This is a genomic window from Janthinobacterium sp. GW821-FHT03C10 (assembly GCF_059420865.1).
In genome coordinates this window covers 1,489,769-1,503,787 of the sequence record NZ_JBWKUN010000001.1, presented here as the reverse complement: position 1 = coordinate 1,503,787, position 14,019 = coordinate 1,489,769, and the positions used below count along the sequence as shown (strand labels likewise).

The 14,019-nt window shown below is 66.3% G+C and carries 11 protein-coding genes; 7 read left to right on the top strand and 4 right to left on the bottom strand.

Going from position 1 to position 14,019, the window contains the following annotated elements; all coding sequences use genetic code 11:
• The first annotated feature begins 129 nt into the window (after window positions 1-129).
• From AC07VH_RS06405 to AC07VH_RS06395, 3 genes are read left to right on the top strand one after another with little or no spacing between them, the layout of a single operon-like run.
• Window positions 130-744, top strand: a complete 615-nt coding sequence (locus tag AC07VH_RS06405) for a TOL_0243 family YfiR-like periplasmic protein (RefSeq protein ID WP_475417023.1) — start codon at window positions 130-132, stop codon at window positions 742-744.
• Window positions 745-2,775, top strand: coding sequence for a sensor histidine kinase, YfiR-like protein-associated (locus tag AC07VH_RS06400; RefSeq protein WP_489629683.1), 2,031 nt, complete (start codon window positions 745-747; stop codon window positions 2,773-2,775).
• A complete protein-coding gene (locus AC07VH_RS06395; RefSeq protein ID WP_475417021.1) occupies window positions 2,772-5,345 on the top strand; it encodes an EAL domain-containing protein in 2,574 nt (857 codons plus the stop codon). Before AC07VH_RS06400 ends, AC07VH_RS06395 begins: the two co-directional genes overlap by 4 nt.
• Here AC07VH_RS06395 and thiL read toward each other — a convergent pair.
• Window positions 5,342-6,331, bottom strand: a complete 990-nt coding sequence (thiL, locus tag AC07VH_RS06390; protein ID WP_494788259.1) for a thiamine-phosphate kinase — start codon at window positions 6,329-6,331, stop codon at window positions 5,342-5,344. The two genes, AC07VH_RS06395 and thiL, sit on opposite strands and share 4 nt — an antisense overlap.
• Window positions 6,332-6,420: 89 nt before the next feature.
• Between thiL and AC07VH_RS06385 the strand changes: the two genes are divergently transcribed.
• Window positions 6,421-7,014, top strand: a complete 594-nt coding sequence (locus AC07VH_RS06385) for a hypothetical protein (RefSeq protein ID WP_494788260.1) — start codon at window positions 6,421-6,423, stop codon at window positions 7,012-7,014.
• On the opposite strand, the gene AC07VH_RS06380 is transcribed toward AC07VH_RS06385, so the two are convergent.
• Window positions 7,011-7,532: a MarR family winged helix-turn-helix transcriptional regulator gene (locus tag AC07VH_RS06380; protein ID WP_494788261.1), complete on the bottom strand. Its 522-nt coding sequence runs from the start codon at window positions 7,530-7,532 to the stop codon at window positions 7,011-7,013. The two genes, AC07VH_RS06385 and AC07VH_RS06380, sit on opposite strands and share 4 nt — an antisense overlap.
• A 122-nt stretch (window positions 7,533-7,654) precedes the next feature.
• Here AC07VH_RS06380 and AC07VH_RS06375 point away from each other — a divergent pair, with 122 nt between their 5' ends.
• The 3 genes from AC07VH_RS06375 to AC07VH_RS06365 all read left to right on the top strand — a co-directional run bounded on the left by AC07VH_RS06375 (window position 7,655) and on the right by AC07VH_RS06365 (window position 12,185).
• Window positions 7,655-8,857 carry an MFS transporter gene (locus AC07VH_RS06375; protein ID WP_494788262.1) on the top strand — a complete coding sequence of 401 codons (1,203 nt, stop codon included), beginning with the start codon at window positions 7,655-7,657 and terminating at the stop codon, window positions 8,855-8,857.
• A gap of 47 nt (window positions 8,858-8,904) precedes the next feature.
• A complete protein-coding gene (locus tag AC07VH_RS06370; protein WP_494788263.1) occupies window positions 8,905-9,498 on the top strand; it encodes an SMI1/KNR4 family protein in 594 nt (197 codons plus the stop codon).
• Between the two features lie 368 nt (window positions 9,499-9,866).
• Window positions 9,867-12,185: an NADP-dependent malic enzyme gene (locus AC07VH_RS06365; protein WP_494788264.1), complete on the top strand. Its 2,319-nt coding sequence runs from the start codon at window positions 9,867-9,869 to the stop codon at window positions 12,183-12,185.
• A gap of 52 nt (window positions 12,186-12,237) precedes the next feature.
• Here AC07VH_RS06365 and AC07VH_RS06360 read toward each other — a convergent pair whose 3' ends face one another.
• Entirely contained in the window at window positions 12,238-13,107 is an 870-nt protein-coding gene (locus tag AC07VH_RS06360; protein WP_494788265.1) for a hypothetical protein, read from the bottom strand.
• 69 nt (window positions 13,108-13,176) lie between these two features.
• A complete protein-coding gene (locus tag AC07VH_RS06355; RefSeq protein ID WP_494788266.1) occupies window positions 13,177-14,013 on the bottom strand; it encodes a universal stress protein in 837 nt (278 codons plus the stop codon).
• Between the last annotated feature and the right edge of the window lie 6 nt (window positions 14,014-14,019).

The following is a 14,019-nucleotide window of genomic DNA, read 5'->3' as shown; positions in this document are numbered from 1 at the left end:
TCTTTTATACATTTGCTACCACTTCGGGCCGGCAGGCGCTCTGTCGCTGCGCCGCCCTGGTGCACATCGCTCGAACAGGCAAGCGGCATGGTGCCGCGCCTTCGTATGCATTATCTTTACTCGGTTGTCATGGCAATTCTGAACTGGACCTGGTGGCGTCATCCTGGCCCCCTGCGCCGCCCCGTGCGCGGCGGCCATCGCTCCCTTCGCTGGGGCTGGCTATTGCTGCTCCTGGGCGCGCTGTGCGCCGAGGCGCAGGCGCAGGTGCCGGGCGACCTCGAGCGCCAGGTCAAGGCCGCGTATCTGTACAAGTTTGCCGGCTATGTCGAGTGGCCGGACGGCAGCTTTGCCCGGGCCGACTCTCCGCTGGTGATCGGCGTGGCGGGCGCCGACGCGCTGGCCGAGCAGCTCGAACTGAGCGTGGCCGGGCATAGCGTCAACGGCCGCGCCGTGCAGGTGAAAAAAGTGCGCCGCGGCGAAGCGCTGGCCGGGCTGCACGTGCTGTACCTGGGCGCGCTGGATAAAACGGCGCTGCAGGAGATGCTGGCCGCCAGCCGTGGCCTGGCGTTGCTGACGGTGTCCGATTCGGATGAGGTCTACGCGATGGGCAGCATGATCAATTTTGTGATGGCCGAGGACAAGGTGCGCTTCGACGTGGCCCTGAAACCCGTGGCGCAGGCGCATATCCGCATCAGCGCGCGCATGCTGCTGGCCGCCTATCGCGTGCAGACGGGAGGCGCCTAGATGATACGACTGCGCTCCATCCGCCACAAACTGATGTCGGTGGTCTTGCTGACCACCCTGGTGGCGCTCGTCATTTCGCTGGCCACCATCGTCGCCTACGACTTGCGCGCCTACCACCGCAACCTGGTGGCCGACATCAGTACCCAGGCCGAACTGCTGGGGCATATGAGCTCGGCCGCGCTGGCCTTCGACGACGAACGCCTGGCGCTGGAAAACCTCAGCCTGATGCGCATCCGTCCGCGCGTGACGGCCGGCGCCCTGTACAAGGCCGACGGCAGCCTGTTCGCCAGCTACCGCGCGAACGAGCACGTGGGCGAGCTGCCGGCGAAGGTGGGCAAGGAAGGCGAAACCATCCAGGGCAGTTCGGTGGAGCTGTTCAAGCCCATCGTCGACAATGGCGAACTGCTGGGCACCGTGTATCTGCGCGCCGACTACGAGCTGGCCGGCCGCACGGCCGATTACCTGGCCATCGCGCTGGGCGTGACGGTGCTGGCGCTGCTGGTGGCCTTGCTGCTGCTGCGCCGCCTCGATTTCGTCATCACGCAGCCCATCCTCGATATCGCCGACGTGGCGCGCGAAGTGATCGAGACGGGCGACTACTCGCGCCGCGCGCGCAAGCTCAGCGTCGACGAAGTGGCGCAGCTGGTCGATTCCTTCAACAAGATGCTGGCCGAGATCGAGCTGCGCACGCAGGCGCTGGAACGCTCGAACGGCGAGCTGGCGCGCGAGGGCGAGCAGCGCACCCAGGCGCAGCAGGAAGTCATGCGCCTGAATCAGGAACTGGAAGTGCGCGTGCACGAGCGCACGATGCAGCTGGAAATGACGAATGGCGAACTGGCCATGGCGATGGAAGAGGCGCGCAGCGCCAACTACGCCAAGTCGGCCTTCCTGTCGTCGATGAGCCATGAATTGCGCACGCCGCTGAACGCCATCCTGGGCTTCGCGCAAATCCTCAGTTCCGACCGCCTGCCGTCGACCCTCGAGCAAAAGAAGGAGTTCGCCGGGCATATCCTGAAATCGGGACGCCATCTGCTGACCTTGATCAATGAAATCCTCGACCTGGCGAAGGTGGAATCGGGGACGGTCAGCCTGTCGCTCGAACCGGTGGGCCTGGACGCCATCTTGCAGGAATGTCGCGACATGATCGCGCCGCTGGCCAGCCAGCGCGGCATCGGCATGACCTTCCCCGACGCCTGCCCCCTGAACGTGCTGGCCGACCGCACGCGCCTCAAGCAGATTCTGTTGAACCTGCTGTCGAATGCGCTCAAGTACAACCGCGAGCAGGGGCGGGTGACCATCGATTGCGCGCCGCAGGCGGGCGGACGGGTGCGCATCAGCGTGCGCGACACGGGCATAGGCCTCGACGGCGAACAGGTGGCGCTGCTGTTCCAGCCCTTCAACCGGCTGGGGCAGGAGGGCGGCACGGAAGAAGGCAGCGGCATCGGCCTGGTGGTCACCAAGCGCCTGGTGGAGCTGATGGATGGCAGCATCGGCGTGACCAGCGCGCCCGGCGAGGGCAGCACGTTCTGGATCGAGCTGCGCGTGGTCGACGCCTTGCCCGCACCCGACCTGCTGGCCTTGCCGCGGCCCGACCTGGCCGGGGCGCTGCTCGAGCACAGCGCCCCCGTGACCCTGCTGTACGTGGAAGACAATCCCGCCAACCTGACCCTGGTCGAGGAAATCGTCCGCTACTGCCCGCAATTGCAGCTGCTGACGGCCACGGATGGCCGCCTGGGCGTGGAAATGGCGCGCACCCACCTGCCGCAGCTGATCCTGATGGACATCAACCTGCCGCACGTGAATGGCACGGACGCGCTGAAGCTGCTGCGCGCCGACCCGCGCACGGCGCACATTCCCGTCATCGCCCTGACGGCCAACGCCATGCCGGGCGACGTCGAGCGCAGCATGGCGCTGGGCTTTTACCGCTATCTGACCAAGCCGATCAACCTCGATGAATTTACCGAGGCGATCAACAGCACCCTGGCCTATGTGGCGCAGCAGCGCCGGCAGAAGGGAACAGGCGCGCCATGATCAGCCAGGCCGATATCTATGCGGCGAAAATTCTCATCGTCGACGACCAGGACGTCAATTTGCGCCTGCTCGAGCATTTGCTGCAAAGCGGCGGCTACACGGCCATCAGCAGCACCCTCGACGCGCGCGCCGTGGCCGGCCTGCACCAGCGCCACCAGTTCGACCTGATCATCCTCGACCTGGTCATGCCCGGCATGAGCGGCTACGAGGTGATGGATGCCTTGCGTCCGCTGGAGCGGGAAGGCTATCTGCCCGTGCTGGTGATCGCCGCCGACCCGGACGCCAAGCTGGCCGCGCTGGAAGCGGGCGCGCGCGACTTCATCAGCAAGCCGTTCGACGCGCTCGAGGTGCTCACGCGCATCCGCAACATGCTCGAAGTGCGGCTGCTGCACCGCGCCGCGCGCCACTACAACACCTTGCTCGAACGCACGGTGGGCCAGCGCACGGCCGAGCTGCAGCGCTTTCGCGGCGCCATGGACGCCACCACCGACGCCATCTTCCTCGTCGACGTGCTGGGCATGACCCTGGTCGACGTCAACGACGGCGCGTGCCGCCTGCTCGGCTATGCCCGCGCCGAACTGCTGGCGCTGTCACCCGGCACCCTGCTGCCATCGCCGCCGGCCCCGCCCCTGGCCGCGCTGCCGGGCGGCCCGGCCCACCTGGCCACGGAAGTGACGGAATGCGAACTGGTGCGGCGCGACCTGAGCCTGGTGCCCGTGGAACTGGGCTGGCACTGGTATGCGCAGGCGCCCGTGGCGGGCGGGGGCGCGGGCGGCCTGCTGCTGATCGCCGTGGCGCGCGACATCAGCGAACGGCGCCAGGCGCAGGAGCGCCTGAAGCACCTGGCCCATTACGACGGTTTGACGGGCCTGCCGAACCGCAGCCTGTTTTACCAGACGCTGGCCCAGGCCGTCGAACTGGCGCAGGAAAAAAGCTGGCGCATCGTGGTGCTGTTCATCGCGCTGGACCGCTTCAAAAGCATCAACGACACCCTGGGCGCGGCGCTGGGCGACGAACTGCTGCGCCAGTTCAGCAACCGCCTGGTCGAATGCGTGCGCCTGCGCGACACGGTGGGGCGCCTGGGCAACGACGAATTCGCGCTCATATTGACCATGAGCCGCAACCAGCAGGAAGCCGTGGCCGTGGCCAACCAGGTGCGCGAAGTCCTGCGCGCGCCGTTCGACCTGCGCGGCCACGCGGCCACCCTGACGGCCAGCATCGGCATCGCCATGTATCCGGACGACGCCACCGACCCGGAAACGCTGATCAAATACGCGAATACGGCCATGGGCGGCGCCAAGCAGGCGGGCCGCGACGGCTACCGCTTTTTCACGGCCGGCATGAACGTGCAGGTGCTGGCGCGCCTGGACCTGGAACTGGCGCTGCGCCATGCGCTCGAACACGAGCAGTTCATTTTGTATTACCAGCCGAAGGTGGACTTGCGCACGGGCCGCATCAGCGGCGTGGAAGCGCTGCTGCGCTGGCGCCGCCCCGGCTACGGCCTGGTGGCGCCGGCCGAATTCGTGCCCGTGCTGGAAGACACGGGCCTGATCGTGCGCGTGGGCGCCTGGGTGATCCAGGCCGCCTGCCGCCAGATCGCCGAATGGCGCGACAGCGAAGCGGGGCCCGTGCACGTGGCCGTGAACGTGTCGAGCCGCCAGTTTGCCGAAGGCGACCTGGAAGGCGAAGTGACGCGCGCGCTGGCGCAGCACAAGGTGGCGCCCGAGCTGCTGGAACTGGAACTGACGGAAACGGCGCTGATGTCGAACGCCGAGCGCACCATCGTCGTGCTGGGCAAACTGAAAAAAATCGGCGTGAAGGTGGCCATCGACGATTTCGGCACCGGTTACTCGAGCCTGGCGTATCTGCAGCGCTTCCCCATCGACAAGCTGAAAATCGACATCGCCTTTGTGCGCAACATCACCAGCAACCCGAACGACGCGGCCATCGCGCTGGCCATCGTCAGCATGGCGCACAGCCTGAAACTGAGCGTGGTGGCCGAGGGCGTGGAATCGCGCCCGCAGCTCGAATACCTGCGGCGCAACCGCTGCGACGAGATCCAGGGTTTCTATTTCAGCCGCGCCCTGCCGGCGCTGGAACTGGGACAGATGATCGCCGCGGGCGCCGGCCTGCCGCCCGGCCACGACCCGGCCGCCCAGCCGGCGCAAACCCTGCTCATCGTCGACGACGACGTCAACGTGCTGTCGTCGCTGCACCGCCTGTTCCGCCCCGAGGGCTACCAGATTCTCACGGCCAGCACGCCGGCCGAAGGGTTTGAGATGCTGGCCCTGCACCGGGTCCACGTGATCGTCTGCGACCAGCGCATGCCCAGCATGAGCGGCACCGAGTTCCTCAGCAAGGTCAAGGAGCTGTACCCGGAAACCATCCGCATCATCCTGTCCGGCTACACGGGCCTGGAAGCCGTGCTCGACTCGATCAACCGGGGCGCCATCTACCGTTTCTATACGAAGCCGTGGGATGACACCCAGCTGCGCGACAACATCCGCCTGGCCTTCCAGCATTACTGGATGGTGAACCAGCCGGGATTGGCGCGGGCGGCGGTGCGCTAGCCGATTGAATCGCTGAAGTGGTCGAACGAGCTCAGTTGTAAATCCAGCGGCTGTCCCTGCGCATCGACCAGCCGCAAGCCTGCTTGCGCCTCGATGCGGCCCACGCGCGTGGCGGGCGTGCCGCAGCTGGCCGCCAGTGCGGCGATGGCGTCGCGCGAGGCAGCGGGCGCCGTGAAGCACAGCTCATAGTCGTCGCCGCCGGCTGCCGTGTAGCGGCGGCGCAGGGGCGTCGCTTGCCGCGCCAGCACGGGGCCGGCCGGCAGGGCGTCGACGTCCAGGGTGGCGCCCACGCGCGACGCTTTCAAGATGTGACCGAGGTCGCCGACAAGGCCGTCCGAGATGTCGATGGCCGCATGCGCGAGGCCCGCTTCGGCCAGGGCGCAGCCGAGCGCCACGCGCGGCGTCGGCGTGTGCAGGCGCGCGCCTGCAGTGGCCAGGTCGGCTGGCGATAATTCCTGTTCCATGCGGTAGCCGGCCAGCGCCAGGCGCGCGTCGCCGACAGTCCCGCTGACCCAGATGTCGTCTCCCGCCACGGCCGCGCCGCGGCGCAGGGCCTGGCCCGGCGCCAGTTCGCCGAACACGGTGATGCAGATATTTAAGGGGCCCTTGGTGGTGTCGCCGCCGATCAGTTCACAATCAAAGGCGTCGGCCAGCGCGAACAGGCCATCGGCAAAGCCGGCCAGCCAGGCGCGCTCCGCCTGCGGTAGGGCCAGGGCCAACGTGAATGCCACGGGGCGCGCGCCCATGGCGGCCAGGTCGGACAGGTTCACGGCCAGGCTTTTGTGACCCAGCATGCGGGCGTCGGCGCCGGCAAAGAAGTGCCGGTCCTCGACCAGCATGTCCGACGAGATGGCGATCTGCTTGCCGGTGCCGGGCGTCATCAGCGCGCAATCGTCGCCGATGCCCAGGGTGGCGCGGCCGGGGCGCTGGCGCACGAAATAGTGTTTGATCAGGTCGAATTCGGAAAGCGCGTCGTGTGGGGCCATGGCGTGGTCTGTTCGTTGAGTGATGGTGTGGCCCGGCTATTATAGGCTGGCCTACAATACAGGCCTTTGCCACTGCCGATCATGCCCCTATGCCTCTCCACGATATCCACGCCGTGATGCAAGCCTATCTTGACGATGGCTGGCTGCGCGAGCCGCAGGCCGTCGGCCTTGCCAGTTTCACGGCGCCGGAACTGTTGGCGCGCGGTTTTTATGAACTATGCGATGGCGGCCAGCTGTGCCTGTATGAGGATGAACGCTGGTTCCGCCGCGCCAGCCGGGCCGTGCAAGCATCGTTCAAGGTGTATCTGCAAGGCGGCCGCTTGCACGCGAATGGACTGGAACTCGGTTATCAGCTGCGCCTGGCCAGCGTGCTGCGCGCGGCGCGGCGGCCCTTGCCGCCGTATCGCCTGCTGCTGGAGGCGGGGGCGCGCAGCGGCGCGCTGCTGTTCGACAGCGGCCTGGTGCTGCAGTTCGCGGCCAACCTGCACGGTGCGCCCCGCCATTATTTCCTGACCCTTGTCGAGGGGCAGTTGCCCGACCCCGGCGCAGGCGAGCTCGACCTGCGCGCCGCCAGCGAGGGCCACGTCCAGGCCCTGTATGGCCACTGTGCGCCGGAAGAATTGCAGCGCCAGGCACGGCGCGGCCATGCGGCCCTGCGCGAGCTGGCGCGCGTGCTCGCTTAAACCTTCTTCGCCTGTGCCATGCCCTGCAGCAGCTTGGCCAGCAACTGGTCGAGCTGGCGCTGCTCGTCCGCGCTCAGTGCCGACAGCATCGCGCGCTCGTTTTCCACGTGCAGCAGCACCAGCTTTTCGATCAAGGCGAGCCCTTGAGGCGTGAGGGCCACCAGCACGCCGCGCCGGTCCGTCGGGTGCTTCCGGCGTTCGATCAGGCCGGCCGCTTCCAGCCGGTCGATGCGGTTGGTCATGCCGCCCGAGGACAGCATGGCCGCCTCGTACAGGGCCGTCGGCGTCAGGCTGTAGGGCGCGCCCGAGCGGCGCAATGTCGCCAGCACGTCGAATTCGCCCGGCTGCAAGCCGTGTTCGGCAAACAGGGGATTGAGCCAGTCGCGCGCCATCAGCTGCGCCACCGTGCCCAACTGGCCCACCAGCTGCATGGCGCGCGTATCCATCTGCGGCAGTTCGCGCTGCCATTGTGCGGCGGCAAATTGCGCGCGCGTGTGTTCTTGCGGGGTATCCGTCATGGCGTATGTATTTATCTCGACATCAAGATAGATTTCTATCTTTATGCTAAGATACTTTTCATCAAGTGATTATGTCACGCATTAAACCATGTGCCTCCCTGCGAGGCAAGGACTACTCTGCCATGCCTGTTGAACGCCCCGTCTCTTCTCCGCTGCCCTCGTCCGCCCTGCTGGTGGCCGCCATCATCCTGCTGGGCCTGAACCTGCGCCCCATCCTGGCCGCGATCGGCCCCTTGCTCGACAGCATCCAGGCCAGCACGGGCCTCGGCAATGCCGACGCGGGCTTGCTGACCACCGTGCCCGTGTTCGCCATGGGCCTGTGCGCGCTGGCGGGCGCGCAGCTGCAGCGCCGCCTGGGCGTGGCGCGCGGCATCGGCATCGGCATCGCCATCATCGCCGCCGCCTGCGCCTTGCGCTGGCCCCTGCACGGCAGCGGTGGCCTGATCGCCACGGCGGCCTTGGGCGGCCTGGGCATCGCGCTGGTGCAGGCCTTGCTGCCGGCATTCATCAAGCGCCATTTCCCCGAGCGGGCGGGCCAGCTGATGGGCTTTTATACGACGGGCATCATGGGCGGTGCGGCCATTGCGGCCGCGTCCGCCTCGCCGCTGGCGCAGTCGCTGGGCTGGCAGGCGCTGCTGGCCCTGTGGGCGCTGCCCGCCGTGGCCGCCGCGCTGCTGTGGCGCCGCGCCGCCGCCGCGCGCGTGGACGGGGCCAGCGGCGCGGATGCCAGCCTGCCCGTGGGCAGTGGCCGCGCCTGGCTGCTGATGGTGTTTTTCGGCATCGGCACGGGCGCCTATACCCTGGTGCTGGCCTGGCTGCCGCCGTTTTACACGGAACTGGGCTGGAGCGCGGCCGACAGCGGCTTGCTGCTCGGTGGCCTGACCCTGGTGGAAGTGCTGGCGGGACTGGTCATTTCCAGCATCATCCACCGCTTTGCCGACCGCCGCATCCTGCTGCTGTCCGTCCTGCTGGCCGTGCTGGCCGGCCTGGCGTGCCTGATCGTGGCGCCCGCGCAACTGGCCATTCCCGCCGTGATATTGCTCGGCTGCGGTATCGGCGCCCTGTTTCCCCTGTCGCTGATCGTCAGCATGGATCACGTGCGTGACCCTGCCGGCGCCGGCGCGCTGCTCGGTTTCGTGCAGGGCGGCGGCTACATCATCGCCAGCAGCATGCCCTTCATCGCCGGGCTGATCCGCCAGCATTCGTCCAGCCTGGCCCAGGCGTGGATGGTGATGGCGGGCGGCGTGGTGCTGTTGCTGCTGATTGCCACGCGCTTCGCGCCGGGGGCGCGGCTGGGCCAGCCGTGCGCCGGACGCGTATCCTGAACTGCTATATTGTTGCGCCGACCCGTCAACTCAGGAGCCCGCCACGCATGGATATCGTCGACCACTATTTAGCCGGCTTGCGCCAGGCCATGCCGCCGGAGCCGCTGGCGGAACTGGCGCTGGCCAGCGGTGCCAGCGCGGCGCAACTGGACAGCTTGCGCCAGGCCTATCCGCTGTGCCCGGACAGTCTGCTGCGCCTGCTGGGCCGGTATAACGGCACCTATTACGAGGAATATGCCGGCGGCATGGTGCTGGTGTACATGCTGGGTTCGGACGTGTTCGAATATCCGTATTACCTGAGTTCCGTTGCACAGATCCTGGAAGACCGGCAAGTGAACCAGCGCAGCATCGCCGATATCTATGGCCACTACCTGGAAGACGACCCCGGCATCGTCGACACCCGCATCGACGCGGGCATCCAACAGGGCCAGCGCCTGTGTTTTTCGCATTGCATGAACAATGGCGGCTCGTCGCGGCTGTATGTCGATTTCACGCCCGCGGCGTCGGGCAAGGTGGGGCAGGTCGTGCGCTTCCTGCACGATCCCGACAATTACCAGGTCATCGCCGACAGTTTCGACGCGTATCTGCAGATGCTGATCGATGACGATTACGGCTTCCTGATCGAGGACAATTTTGAATAGTCCGGCGACGCCGCCGTCCCTGCTGCCGGCCAACCTCCGCATCGTGCTGTCCGGCGCTGATGCGCCGCCTCCTGTCCGCGCCATTCGACACCAGCCTGGGCGACGACGAGATGGACGATATCGAGCGCGCCGTCGCCGCGCTGCCGCTGTGGCGTGCCTCCGGCGACTGATCACAAAAACCAATTGAAATCTAAAATTTGATAGTTTTTCCTGCTGAGGACGTTTGTGCCGCCGGACGGCCTTACAATGCTAGGTTATGCGTTTTCGTGATATCAGACTGTGGCTAGCGGAAAATACCTAGCTAATTGAAAGAATCGGTCTGATAAAATCCGGAACACCCGATCGACCAAACAGGAAGGCAGCACAGCATGGATTCGTCATCTGATAAAAAAGAAGAATTGCGTCAACAATTGCGCTTGGCCGCACTCGAGTATCACGAGTGCCCGCGTCCCGGCAAAATCAGCGTGACGCCGACCAAACAACTGACCAACCAGCGCGACCTGGCGCTGGCCTACTCGCCAGGCGTGGCCGCTCCCTGTGAAGAAATCGTCATCGATCCGGCCAATGCCTATAAATATACGGCGCGCGGCAACCTGGTGGCCGTCATCACCAACGGCACGGCCGTGCTGGGACTGGGCAATATCGGCCCGCTGGCCGCCAAGCCGGTGATGGAAGGCAAGGGCGTGCTGTTCAAGAAATTCGCCGGCATCGACGTCTTCGACATCGAGATCAACGAATCGGATCCCGATAAACTGGTCGACATCATCGCCTCGCTGGAACCGACCTTCGGCGGCGTGAACCTGGAAGACATCAAGGCGCCCGAGTGTTTCTATATCGAGCGCCAGCTGCGCGACCGCATGAAGATTCCCGTCTTCCATGACGACCAGCACGGCACCGCCATCATCGTCGGCGCGGCCATCCTGAACGGCCTGAAAGCCGTCGGCAAGAAAATCGAGGACTGCAAGCTGGTCGTGTCGGGCGCGGGCGCCGCGGCGCTGGCCTGCCTGGACCTGATCGTCGACCTGGGCTTCCCGCTGAAAAACATCTACGTCACCGACCTGGCCGGCGTGGTCTACAAGGGCCGCGCGGAACTGATGGACCCGGACAAGGAACGCTTCGCGCAAGACACGCCGCTGCGCACCCTGGGCGAAGTCATCCCGGACGCCGACATCTTCCTCGGCGTTTCCGCCGCCGGCGTGCTGAAACAGGACATGGTGCGCAAGATGGCGCCGAACCCGCTGATCCTGGCGCTGGCCAACCCGAATCCGGAAATCCTGCCGGAAGAAGTCAAGGCCGTGCGCAGCGACGCCATCATCGCCACGGGCCGTTCGGACTATCCGAACCAGGTCAACAACGTGCTGTGCTTCCCCTACATCTTCCGCGGCGCCCTCGATTGCGGCGCGACGACGATCACGCGCGAGATGGAAATCGCCGTGGTGCACGCGATCGCCGACCTGGCGCATGCCGAGCAGTCGGACATCGTGGCCACCACCTACGGCATCAGCAACCTGTCGTTCGGCCCTGAATACCTGATCCCGATGCCGTTCGACCCGCGTTTGCTGATCAAGATCGCGCCGGCGGTGGCCAAGGCGGCCGAGGAATCGGGCGTCGCCACGCGTCCGATCAAGGACTTGCAGGCGTACGCGGACAGCCTGCAGCAATTCGTTTACCGCAGCGGCACCTTCATGAAGCCGCTGTTCCTGATGGCCAAATCCACGCCGGCCGAACTGAAACGCATCGTCTACGCCGAAGGCGAAGAAGAGCGCGTGCTGCGCGCCGTGCAAGTGGTGGTCGATGAAAAACTGGCGCGTCCCATCCTGGTGGGCCGTCCGCCCGTGCTCGAAGCGCGCATCCAGAAGTTCGGCCTGCGCCTCAAGCAAGGCGTCGACTTCGACGTCATCAACCCGGACTTCGACGAGCGCTACCGCGATTACTGGAACACGTACTACGCGATGACCAGCCGCAAGGGCGTCACCGAGGAATACGCGAAGCTGGAAATGCGCCGCCGCCACACCCTGATCGGTTCGATGATGATCCACAAGGGCGACGCGGACGGCATGATCTGCGGCACCTTCGGCACCACCCAGCTGCACCTGAAATACATCGACCAGGTGCTGGGCAAGCGCGCCGGCAGCAACGTGTATGCGGCCATGAACGTCTTGATCATGCCGGAACGCCAGCTGGTGATGGTCGACACGCACGTCAATGAAAACCCGGACGCCGAGCAATTGGCCGAGATCACCATCATGGCCGCCGAAGAGATGACCCGTTTTGGTTTGTCGCCGCGCGCGGCCCTGCTGTCGCACTCGAACTTCGGTTCCAGCGACAGCGCCTCGGCGCAAAAGATGCGCGCCGCGCTGGCCATCATCAAGGAACGCGCGCCGGAACTGGAAATCGACGGCGAAATGCACGGCGATACGGCCCTCGACAGCAAGCTGCGTCAAAAACTCATGCCGAATTCGGCACTGAAGAACGACGCCAACCTGCTCGTCATGCCGAACATCGAGTCGGCCAACATCGCCTACAACCTGGTGAAAACGGCGGCCGGCAACGGCATCGCCGTCGGCCCGATCCTGCTCGGCTGCGCCAAGCCCGTGCACATCCTGACGCCATCGGCCACCGTGCGCCGCATCGTCAACATGACGGCCTTGTGCGTCGTCGACGCCGTGGCACAGCGCAAAGCCTAAGGTTTTAGCTGTTGCTTGAAAGCCGCGCCATCCGCAAGGGGGCGCGGCTTTTTTACATGGGCGGCACGGGCAGGGCCGTGGCGGCCGGCTGGCGGCGCAGGTAATAGTGGCGGTACAGCATGATCTCGCCCCACACCAGCAGCAGCGCCGCCAGCGCGAACAGGCCCAGCGTGATCTTGAGCGAATTGAAATACGCGCCGGCCTGGCGTTGGATGGCGTCGATGAAGATCATCGGCACCGATTTGTCGAGTTTGCTGAAGTCGGCCTGGCGCGCCACGTCGGTGGTCAGGCGCACGGCCAGGTCGGTGCCCAGGCTGGCCAGTTCGCCCGTCGCCTGGCCACGGAAGCCGGCGCCCTTGAGCGCGTCGCCCAGCACGCCGGCCCTGGCGATCAGCTGTTCCTGCAGCACCTGCGTCAGCAGCACGCTGCCGCGGCGCAGGATGAATTCATTGATCCAGCGCGCCTTGCTGCGTTCCCAGTAACCGTCTGACGTGGGCCGGTAATACATGTCTTGCACGAAGGGCTCGAGCAGGCTGCGCATGCTGACCGGCTGGCCCGGGGCGATCAGCCTGGCCTGCCGTTCCAGGTAGACGCGCAGCGCCGGCATCTGCGCTTCGACCACCGGCTGCAGGTCGCGCTCGAGGGCCTGGTTGACGACGCGGTGCACGCTGTGCACGGCGCCAAACCCGCCGCCGAGGAGCAGCAACGCGAGCAGGATCAACACATAGCTGAGCTTGGCGGCCACATGCCAGGCGGGCGGACGGCGCACCAGCAGGCATTTTCTGGCCAGCTGATGGCAGATGCCGAGCGCCAGCACAAAGCCGAGCATGCCATACAGCAGCATCCACGGCAGGACCGTCCACAGCAGGTCGCTGCCGAACGGCGCCAGGGCGCTGCCCCAATTGATCAGTTGTTGCTTCATCTACATTGCCTTGAGATGGAAAATCAGGCAAGTATAGCCATTGTGCAACAGAACGTGGCGCGCGGGACCTCAGTGCGCCATCAGCACGGGCAAGCTCATCTGGCGCAGCACGGTTTCCGTCACGCCGCCCAGCAGGATTTCGCGGAAGCGCGCGTGGCCGTAGCCGCCCATCACGAGCAGGTTCGCATGCACTTCGGCGGCCATGGCCAGCAGCGCTGCGCCGACGTCGCCCGTGGTGACGGCGGGGCGCACCTCGACGGGCACGCCATGGCGGCTCAGGTAGGCGGCGATGTCTGCGCCCGGATGGCGGGCCGGCTGTGCGTGGCCGGCGGGCGGGTGCAGCAGGGCCAGCACCACCAGGCGCGCCGCGCGCAGCAGGGGCAGGGCGTGGCCGATGGTGCGCGTCGCTTCCATGCTGCCATCCCAGGCCACCACGACGGTATTGTCCAGTTGCGCGAATTGGCCGCTGCGCGGCACGATCAGCACGGGGCGGGCCGCGTTCAGCATCACGTACGGCACCAGGTCGCCCATGGCGCCCGGCAGCGCTTCGCTGTCGTCGTGCTGGCTGAGCACCGTCAAGTCGCTGTAGCGGGCGCTGACGGCCATGCCGCCATCTTCGTCGTCTTCGATCAGGCGCCGCTCGAGCGAGACGGCGCCGGCCTGACGCGCCAGCGTTTCAAACTGGGCCAGCGCCTGTTCCGCCTGCCCGTGCAGGGCATTGATCTGCGCCGCCACGGCGCCGCCGCGCATGCCGCGGTTGTTTTCCAGGGTAAAGCGCGACACGCCCGTCATGGCGGCACCGATCAGGTGCGCCTGGTGCGCGTGTGCCAGCCGCGCCGCGATGGCGATGCGTTGCGGCGCATGGCGCGACAGGTCGGCGTGGACGAGGATGGATTTGTAGGCCATGGTGTC

Coding starts and splice junctions, on each gene's coding strand:
- AC07VH_RS06375 (WP_494788262.1), top strand. CDS start 7,655: ATGCCTGTTGAACGCCCCGTCTCTTCTCCGCTGCCCTCGTCCGCCCTG.
- thiL (WP_494788259.1), bottom strand. CDS start 6,331: ATGGCCCCACACGACGCGCTTTCCGAATTCGACCTGATCAAACACTAT.
- AC07VH_RS06370 (WP_494788263.1), top strand. CDS start 8,905: ATGGATATCGTCGACCACTATTTAGCCGGCTTGCGCCAGGCCATGCCG.
- AC07VH_RS06360 (WP_494788265.1), bottom strand. CDS start 13,107: ATGAAGCAACAACTGATCAATTGGGGCAGCGCCCTGGCGCCGTTCGGC.
- AC07VH_RS06385 (WP_494788260.1), top strand. CDS start 6,421: ATGCCTCTCCACGATATCCACGCCGTGATGCAAGCCTATCTTGACGAT.
- AC07VH_RS06395 (WP_475417021.1), top strand. CDS start 2,772: ATGATCAGCCAGGCCGATATCTATGCGGCGAAAATTCTCATCGTCGAC.
- AC07VH_RS06355 (WP_494788266.1), bottom strand. CDS start 14,013: ATGGCCTACAAATCCATCCTCGTCCACGCCGACCTGTCGCGCCATGCG.
- AC07VH_RS06365 (WP_494788264.1), top strand. CDS start 9,867: ATGGATTCGTCATCTGATAAAAAAGAAGAATTGCGTCAACAATTGCGC.
- AC07VH_RS06405 (WP_475417023.1), top strand. CDS start 130: ATGGCAATTCTGAACTGGACCTGGTGGCGTCATCCTGGCCCCCTGCGC.
- AC07VH_RS06400 (WP_489629683.1), top strand. CDS start 745: ATGATACGACTGCGCTCCATCCGCCACAAACTGATGTCGGTGGTCTTG.
- AC07VH_RS06380 (WP_494788261.1), bottom strand. CDS start 7,532: ATGACGGATACCCCGCAAGAACACACGCGCGCGCAATTTGCCGCCGCA.